General features: G+C 28.3%; 6 protein-coding genes. 1 reads left to right on the top strand and 5 read right to left on the bottom strand.

Annotated elements, in window-relative coordinates; genetic code table 11:
• Positions 1–104: 104 nt before the first annotated feature.
• Positions 105–1,145, top strand: a complete 1,041-nt coding sequence (locus ACTNBA_RS12150; protein ID WP_441074364.1) for an FAD:protein FMN transferase — start codon at positions 105–107, stop codon at positions 1,143–1,145.
• 32 nt (positions 1,146–1,177) lie between these two features.
• Here ACTNBA_RS12150 and ACTNBA_RS12145 read toward each other — a convergent pair whose 3' ends face one another.
• The 5 genes from ACTNBA_RS12145 to ACTNBA_RS12125 all read right to left on the bottom strand — a co-directional run bounded on the left by ACTNBA_RS12145 (position 1,178) and on the right by ACTNBA_RS12125 (position 9,459).
• Entirely contained in the window at positions 1,178–4,069 is a 2,892-nt protein-coding gene (locus ACTNBA_RS12145) for a hypothetical protein (RefSeq protein ID WP_441074362.1), read from the bottom strand.
• Positions 4,070–4,130: 61 nt separating this feature from the next.
• On the bottom strand, positions 4,131–4,703 hold the full coding sequence (locus ACTNBA_RS12140) for a helix-turn-helix domain-containing protein (protein ID WP_035135100.1): 573 nt from the start codon (positions 4,701–4,703) through the stop codon (positions 4,131–4,133).
• Positions 4,704–5,109: 406 nt separating this feature from the next.
• Positions 5,110–6,627, bottom strand: coding sequence for a glutamate/gamma-aminobutyrate family transporter YjeM (gene yjeM / locus ACTNBA_RS12135; RefSeq protein ID WP_441074359.1), 1,518 nt, complete (start codon positions 6,625–6,627; stop codon positions 5,110–5,112).
• A 155-nt stretch (positions 6,628–6,782) separates the two neighbouring features.
• Positions 6,783–8,555, bottom strand: a complete 1,773-nt coding sequence (locus tag ACTNBA_RS12130) for an aminopeptidase P family protein (protein ID WP_441074358.1) — start codon at positions 8,553–8,555, stop codon at positions 6,783–6,785.
• Between the two features lie 49 nt (positions 8,556–8,604).
• Positions 8,605–9,459, bottom strand: a complete 855-nt coding sequence (locus ACTNBA_RS12125) for a DegV family protein (protein ID WP_441074356.1) — start codon at positions 9,457–9,459, stop codon at positions 8,605–8,607.
• Between the last annotated feature and the right edge of the window lie 137 nt (positions 9,460–9,596).

Below are 9,596 nucleotides of genomic sequence, written 5' to 3'. Positions count from 1 at the left end.
ATATAAAGATATAATTCACTTTAATAATGTTTTAACAATATATAAATTTTTTTATTTAAATATTAAAACTTTATATTACTATGCATATAACTAAGGAGGTCCCTATGAAACTTTTTAAAAAACTTTCTTGCATTTTAGTTCTATTTATAACTATTATTATTGTTGCAGGATGTGCAAATCAAAGATTACCTATTAAGCCAATTAGTAAAACAGAGCTAGTCATTGGTACAGTGTGTACCATAACCATATATGATAAAAGTGATACAACTATAATAGATGAATCTTTTGCTCGTTTAAGAGAACTAGAAAATATATTAAGTATAAGTAAGTCTAATACCGAATTGGATGAAGTAAATAATATGGCAGGAATAGAACCTGTTGAGGTTAGTAATGATACTTTTAATGTGGTAAAAAAAGGACTGGAATATTCTAAACTGTCTGGTGGTTCACTAGATATCACTATTGGACCTTTGGTAAAGTTATGGGGAATTGGTACAGACAATGCTAAGCTTCCCTCAGAAAAAGAAATTAATGAAAAAAAAGCTTTAATCGATTATAATAAAATTCAAATAGATGAATCAAAAAAAAGTATATTTTTAAAAGATTCCAATATGATTATAGACTTAGGTGCAATTGCAAAGGGCTATGCTGCTGATGAAATAGTTAAAATTCTAAAAAATGCTGAAGTATCCAGTGCAATTATTGATTTAGGTGGTAATATTTATGTACTCGGTGACAAGATAGATGGTACCCCTTGGAAGGTAGGAGTTCAAAACCCTGAAAAATCCGGTAGTGATACTATTGGATTTGTAAGTGTTAGTAATAAATCTATTGTAACCTCTGGAGTGTATGAAAGATACTTTGAGCATGATGGTAAAAACTATCACCATATTCTAAGTCCAGATACAGGTTATCCATATGACAACAACATCTTAGGTGTGTCTATATTATCTAATAACTCTATAGATGGTGATTCTCTATCAACTACTTTATTTGCCCTTGGGGTAGATGAAGGTTTAAAACTTATTAACTCATTAGATGATGTTGAGGCAATTTTTATAACTAAGAACCATGAACTATACCTAACTAATGGCTTTAAAAAAGCATTTACCCTTACAAATAATAATTATGAAATAAAAGAATAATAAATGGCTATGGTAGTCCCATAGCCATTTTTTTAAACCAATTTATAGCATTTACTATTATTATATACCATATTATGATCAAGTTGTTTGATATATTTTAATACCTCTACATCTACAAATTTCATAAGAACTTCTAATTCCTCATTCTTTTTAGTAATCTCTTCATGAGATTTTGTCATATCCATCTCTGCTTGCTCAACTATATTTTTATCTATTGTAATATCATTTAGAGTTCCTTCAAATATATCTTTTATTTCTTCCTTTAACTTGTCTGAAAGTCCTCTTAAGTTTTCCATTATATTATTGCTTAATATAGCAGCAATATTATCCTTATTTTCTATGACTTGATTTTTAATTTTTATTCTAGTACTTTCTGCCTTTTCTTCTGACTTCATAAACATTACCTTAATTCCACCAGCTACTGTACTTAAGAATTTCTCATTTGGTATTACAGTAACTTCATAATTAATACTATTTAAGAATTCATCATGTAATACTAAAAATTCCTTCAGTAGCTCTTCAAGTGGTTTTATATCTATGGGTTTAATTTTACTTGTAAAATCACCATAGGCAGATATTACAGTATCTCTATTATCCTTTATCTTTTCTATAGTCTCTTGATGGTATCCATAGAGCTTTGAATACTTAGTTATATAAACCTCAAATTGCTCTAACATTAAATCATATATATTTTTATTACACCAATTTACAATAGTTTCACTAAATATCTTTTCAGCCTTATCCTTTAGTGTTGAAGTTTCTTCTAAGTCATCTATAGCATCTAGTTTTTTTTCTATGAGATCAGGGATAATTATTGATATCTTTTCTTCAGCATATTTTCCTAAAAACTCTATATCACCCTGAATTTTTGTAAGAAATTCATTATAGTTTGATTTAACTTCATCTGCTAGGTTTATATATTCTGATACACATTCCTTAAGGGTATATCTTCTTTCCTTATAAACTCCATTTTTAAATTTTATGTCTTCTCTAATTCCATCTAAAGTTTTATTTATATTGGTCTTAAAGTCATTAAATTTCATATTTATTATATTTTCTGAAGTTTGTCCTATAAGTGTTTCTAATAACTCTCTAGAATCAAAAAAGTCTTTTTGGTCAAATAATATAATTTCTCTTTTATAATCTAGCATATTTTCCAATAAAGCTTTATTATAACTTAATGCTTCAGCCTTATAATCACTACTTTTTGTATTAATAAGAATAGCCAATATAGAATTGTTACAATCTTCCAATATATGTTTAATATAAGTTACATCAATATCCCTTAACTCTTTATGACCATCTATTACAATAATATTTTTATCTGCCATTTTACCATGAATAGACTTATCATAAGTTATAATACATTTATTAGGATCTCTTAATAAATTATTCTTTGTAATAACTTCACAACTATAATAATCTTTAATATATGATTTTAACTCAAGTTGTTCATTGCTAATAAACACAATATCCTTATCTTGTAAAAAGATCTTTTCTCCAACAATATTGTTTAAAGTTTCTTCTACCTCTCTATCTTGAATTGCATTAATACCTATTATTGTTTTTTTACTACTACTTCTAATAAAGTCACTAGTATCAAATTTAGATTCTATACCATAGCTTGTACATATGTCTTTTGCATTATTATATAAGTATAGCCAAGGATATTCTCTTAAATTATAGTTTTCCCTTTTAGTTCCATCTATAGATATTTCTTTACATTCTTCTATATAATTAAGTAGCTCTTTATTTATATTAAATATATTGATTATGGAAGATAACTTAGTTGAAGTTTCAATTGCTTTTTCATAATTATTGTTTTGAACCGCAGCATTCATTAAATAAAATGCAAAGTCAAATTCATACTCTCTTAAAAATACTTCTTTATACTTTCTTATTCTTATATCTTCATAAATTTCATTTAACACACATACTGCTTGAGAACAATTTATAAAATCTCCGTGTTTATAATCTATAATTTTAAAACTTTGTCTTAGATAACTTAATACTTTAATAAGTTGCTCTTCCTCTTGTCTGATACCTTTGTATAAGCTTAAAATTAAAGTACTCCATTCTACAATTTTAAGATCTTCCATTAATATATTACAGAACTTTATAATCTTATCTACACATTCTATATCTAGGGATTGTGCTTTTGTGCATATAGTATTCATTGCATTTATCCAATGAGGGATACTATCCTTACAATATTCCTCTATTGAGATATCTATGGCATTAGAGTAAGATTTTTCTGTTGTAAAATACTCTACAACATCTATATTTATTCCTTTAAATGAAGATAATATTTTTATTACATTTCTAGCTGCCTCATTTGCTTTATCTATAATGTTTAATTCTTTACTTGCTCTATATACACAATAGTTTTTTTGTATGTATAATATTTCTTCTTCTCCAATTATACTTTCATATAAGTATAAAGCTTCTTCAACTTCAACCATATCACCAAGATTTTTTCTTGCCCACATTAATAGTTCAAAAAATACTACTCCGCTTTTACATTGAATTTCTTCGGTTTGAAATTTATTTCCACTTTTTAAGAATTCCTCCATGACCTCTATTACTTTAGAAAAGTAATCCTTTGATAATTCAAATTCTTTTCTCTCAAAATATATTTCTCCTAGTGAGTAGTATGATACTATAAGATTTCTAAAATCCTCATACTCCATATTCCCAATTACTTTATAATCTAACTTTTCTATAATTTTTTTAAAAAACTCAGTAAGGTTTACTTCATTTACATCTATTCTAAATATATTTTTAACACACCAGTTATAATAATGCTTTACCATTAAGCAAGGTTCACAGGTAATCTTACTGTCTGTAATATCTAGATAAAAATTCAATTTACCTAAGTTGTTTTCACACTGCTGAAGGAATTTCATCTGTTTTTTTAAAGACAATTCATTCACTCTCCTTATTTTATTTAGTCATACATGACATTTGTCTATATTTTATATGATGTTACTTTTTGCTAGTTGCTGCAGGATTAGGAACACTTGCAACTAAAATTTTGCATATTTTATTAGTATAGTTTGCATAGTTATGATTAATAGAAGATTTAAAATGTGCTGAATCACCGGGGTAAAGATACTGCTTTTCATCATTTATGAATAAAGTTATAATTCCTTCTAATACATATATAAATTCTTCACCTTCATGCTGATAAGTATTTAAATTCTCCTCTGTATTGGTAGGCAATATTTCAATTAATCTAGGCAATATAGTTTTATCTTCAGGATTATTTGATAATACATAATTAATATGAAGGGCATTATCTATTTTATATATATCTCTTTCGTAACTCTTTTGTATAAATCTTTCTCTCCTCTTACTAGTTGATAGTAAAAAGTAAGATAATTCAACATCTAAAGCTTCTGCTATATTAAGTAAAGAATCTGTAGCTATACTGGTAAGACCTCTTTCTAATTGAGATAAAAACCCAGTAGATAAAGATGTTTTTTCGCTTAGTTCCTTTAATGTCATCTTTTTATTAGTTCTAAGTTCTTTAATTTTGCTTCCTATGATTTTATTCAACCGTTCCACCTCTTTGTTTAATTTAACTTTTTATATAGAGCCTAGCTGCTTTAACACTGTGGTTAGCTACCATGTAAGGAATAATAATGTCATCAACTAGAGCTACTGACTATTTGAGTATATGTTCAACTAAACTTCAATGGAGATAAAACTCCTTCTAAGCTAAGTTTCACTTGATATTAATATTATTACTCAATACCTAAGCATTGTCTAGCTAAGTTTATAATTTATAAATAAATTTGATAAATATAAATAAATGTTTATAAAATTTTCACCAAAATAAAAGACATATTAAAACTTCTATAATAATAAATTTTATATTTAAATGTTTTTATAAAATAAAGTCCAGATATTATTTATCTGAACTTTATAATCTTTAGAACATATTCTTCATTGCAAATTTTTCTTAATTATTTTTCTTTAAGTTCTTTTCATATCTAGCAAAAAGTACTAAGGCAACTATTGAAAAGACTATTGGTCCTGCAATGCTCCATATAGTTTTAGCCATATCTCCATTCATAGCTGGTTCGATTATTGAGAAAAAATTAGCAAATCCAACTGTAGCTGTTACTACAATAGTTACAAGAATTATAAATCCTTTACCTTTGAAAACTTGGAAAGGTTTCTGTATTCTCTCTCTCCTTTTAAATGATATAAACGCTCCAGACAAAAACATATATGGAATTGTCATAGCTACATTTGTCATGGCTACAAGAATACTAAAGAATTCTTCCATAGCTTCTCCACCAAATCCTACTAATAAAATCATAATTATTACTACTATAGCTTGAATAAGCATTGCATTTACAGGCATACCTTTTTTCATTTTTGCAACTGAATCGGGGAATAACCCCTTAGGAGTTCCTGCTATTAATTGCTTAAGTGGTGCATATGTTAAAGTAAAGAATGCTCCTGTAAGAGCAAGTAGCATTGATAATCCAACAAACCTAGCTATCCAGTTACCAATTTGTACTGAAATAGCTTCAGTTGCTCCAAAGGTTACTCCAAATTGATAACCTAAGTTATTCATTATAAGATAACCTACATTTCCCATGTGAACTATATCTCCATACTTACCATTTGTTCCAAGTATAGCATCCCAATTTGTAAATATTCCAACACAGAATAATCCTACTGCATATCCAACAGCTATGATTATAGCAGATATAGCAAGACCTTTAGGAAAGTTTTTTTCTGGTTCATCCGTTTGATCAACCAATCCTCCAACTACCTCAATACCACCAAAGGCAAATAAAGCAAATACCATAAATGATAATATTGATATTGAACTTTGATAAGCTGGGTTAGGCGATGATATGAAAGTTGTAGAATTAACTATAGGTTGTGCTAATTCTCCACCATTTCCTATTAATATAACTATGGAACCTAGTATTAACAATATATTAAGTGCTGCTACAGCTGTACCTCCTACTGAAGTAATCTTTTTAATTTTTTCTATCCCCTTAGTTGACACGAAGGTAACAAATATAATCCAAAGAACAGCAAGTATGGCAAGCGTTTGACGCCCTCCAAAACCAAATATACTCCATGTACTAGTTGTATCTGTACCATAAATTGCATTAGATAAAGTTACCCATATTCCAGAAGATACATTAACCATCCATATTACCGTTGACGTATACCACATAAATGTCCCTATAAATGCATACTTAGCATTTACCGACTTCTCCATCCATGAATATATTCCTCCGGTTTCATTTTTAAATGCGGCTCCATATTCAGCCATCATAAATGCAAATGGAATAAAGAATAATATTGCAGCTATAATGAAGAAGGGTATTGAACCATACCCCATTAAATAGTATGACCTGGGCATATTATTAAAGCCATATACAGATGTAAAAATCATTAATATCAGTGCTGTGATAGATAACTTTTCTGTACTACCTTTCTTTGATGACATTATTTTTCCTCCTTTGTAGCTAAATTAAGTTTAAAAACTTAATTTTATCTAATTACTTATTAAATAAGTAATCTTATTTTATTTTTCACCATAATAAAATAAATATGTAAGAAAAATAAGAAACCACAAATATCCATTGTGGTTTCTTACTTTTTTTAAATCTCTTTGGTTGCATTTTTTAACCATAAAACCTCATCCTCTAATAAATAGGGACTTAACTTTTCTAATACTTTTTTATGATAATCATTTAACCAAGATTTTTCATCTTCATTAAGCAAAGATATATTTATTGCATCTAGTTCATAAGGACATAAAGTTAAATCTTTAAAGCACATAAATTTTCCAAAATCATTTTTTTCTTTTTCTTGAACAGCTATTAAGTTTTCAATTCTTACCCCATGTTTATCAGCTTTATAAACTCCAGGTTCATTAGATACTATCATGCCTTCTTCTAAAGCAATTGGATTTAATTCTCTTCTTATCCCCTGTGGACCCTCATGTACATTAAGTAAATAGCCAACTCCATGTCCTGTTCCATGTTTAAAGTCTAATCCTTTGCTCCAAAGAGCTCTTCTTGCTAAAACATCAAGACTACATCCCGGAGTTCCTTCCAAGAATATTGCTGTAGACAGATTTAGATGTCCTTTTAAAACTAAAGTATAATCTTCCTTTTCTTCTTCTGTAAGTTCACCTAGGGCTATAGTTCTTGTAATATCCGTAGTTCCATCTAAATATTGAGCTCCAGAATCTACTAGGAACAATCCTTTTGGTTGTAGTTTCAGACTAGACTCTTCAGATGCTTTGTAGTGAATTATAGCTCCATGAGGACCATATCCCGCAATGGTATCAAAGCTTATATCTATAAAACCCTCACCTTCTGCTCTAAGTTTTTTTAGTTTTTCAGCCGCTGATATTTCTGTTATCTCTTCATTATTTACATTTTCTTTTACCCACTTTATGAACTTTACCATAGCTATTCCATCTTTTATATGGGCATTTTCTATATTTTTAAGCTCTACAGAATTTTTTCTAGCTTTTAAATCCGTAGTTATATTCCTTTTTTCTATTGTGTTAACTTCTTTATTTATAGATCCCTTAAGCCATACATTAGTTTTGCTTGGATCAAAGGTTATATTTCCTTTAATTAACTTAAGATCTGATACTATGTCATTATAATCTTTTATAGATATTGATTTACTACTTAATAGATTTATAATTTTTTCATTTAATTTTTCCTTATCTACATATAGAATATACTTGTCATCACTAATTAAGAAATAACTTAAGAATACAGGATTACATTCCACATCTCCGCCTCTTAAATTTAGAAGCCATGCTATATCATCTAAAGATGCTAATAATAAGTTATTTACATTAATATTTTTCATTTCTTCTTTTACTAAAGTTAACTTTTCTTCTACAGTTTTTCCTGCATAAGAATCTTCATGAATAAATATTTTATTATTAGGCATAGTTGGCCTATCTTTCCAGATAATATCAAAAATATCTTCTTCAGGTTTTGTTTTAATCCCCTTTTCTTTAAAAGCTTCTTCTAAATCATGAAGCTGAGAAACTGTAAACACCTTTCCATTAAAGCTGACAGTACCTCCTGTTTTCACATTATCACAGATCCATTGTGTATAGGTTTTAACACCTGATTCTCCCATACGTTCTAGTATGTATTCTGTACCTTGAATTTGTTGTTCCCCTTGAAGAAAATATCTTCCATCTACCCATAAATGAGCTTCTTTCTCCGTTATAACAACTGTTCCAGCAGATCCAGTAAATCCTGAAATCCATTGTCTCACTCTAAAATAGTCACTTACATACTCACTTCCATGATTATCTGAACTTGGAATAATAAAAGCGTCTATACTTCTTTCTTTCATTAAACTTCTTAAACTTTCAATTCTTGATTTAATATCCACTTTAACATCTCCTTATAAAATAAATTTTATTAATGTTTAAATATCAATCTTATTTTTCAGTATAATAAACAACTCCTACAGTTTTAGGTCCTACATGACAGCCTATCACAGGCCCAATGCATTGTATATCTACATCTATACCTAATATTTCTTTGATTTTATTAGCTAGAGCCCTTCCCTCTTCTTCACAGTTTATGTGATGAACTATTACCTGTCCAAGTCCTCTATTTTTTATATCCTTTTGTAATTTTTCTATAATTTTAAGTATTGCCTTCTGTTTTGTTCTAACTTTATCAAAAACTGAAGTCTTTCCATCTTCTACAGTAAGTATAGGTCTAATTTGAAGAAGTGCTCCAAATAAAGCGGCTGCTCCTCCTATACGACCACCCTTTTTCAAATATTCTAAAGTATCTGGTACAAATAAAAACCTACTCTTACTCTTTATAGCCTCTACTCCAGCTATAACTTCCTCCATAGATTTACCTTCCTGAGCCAGTTTTGCTGCTTCTAAAACTGCATATCCCATTTGCATACAGTTAGATGCTGAATCTATAACTTCCATCCTAGCCTTAGGATATTTGTCCATTATCATTGTTTTTATTAGTTGATTACAAGTAGCATATGTACCACTCATTTCTGAGGATATAAAAACTCCTAATGCTTCATGTCCTTCACCTATAACCTGGTCAAAGCTATTAAACAAATCATCTACACTTGGTTGAGATGAAGTAGGTATACTATCTAACTTCTCCAAGGTTTTATAAAACTTATCATTTTCAATTTCTATTTCTTTATTAGCTATATTATTTATAACAACACCTAAAGAAACTACAGTAATATCATATTTTTCTATGAGCTCCTTTGGTATATAACTAGTACTATCTGTTATTATTTTTATACTCATAAATCTTGCCTCCAAATAACAATAATTATATGCTTATTATTAATTATAATCATAATTAATATTTATTTTTATATTATATTTAATTCTAATATAATATTCTAATTTTCAAAAATATAAAACTCTCTACGGAGCTAACA

Source organism: Clostridium sulfidigenes, from assembly GCF_052067195.1.
GTDB classification, from domain to species: Bacteria; Bacillota; Clostridia; order Clostridiales; family Clostridiaceae; genus Clostridium_J; species Clostridium_J sulfidigenes.
This window is presented reverse-complemented; position numbering and strand designations above follow the sequence as displayed.

Bases quoted from the DNA above. Each gene is read 5' to 3' on its own strand.
- ACTNBA_RS12150 (WP_441074364.1), top strand. From the start codon at position 105: ATGAAACTTTTTAAAAAACTTTCTTGCATTTTAGTTCTATTTATAACT.
- yjeM (WP_441074359.1), bottom strand. From the start codon at position 6,627: ATGTCATCAAAGAAAGGTAGTACAGAAAAGTTATCTATCACAGCACTG.
- ACTNBA_RS12125 (WP_441074356.1), bottom strand. From the start codon at position 9,459: ATGAGTATAAAAATAATAACAGATAGTACTAGTTATATACCAAAGGAG.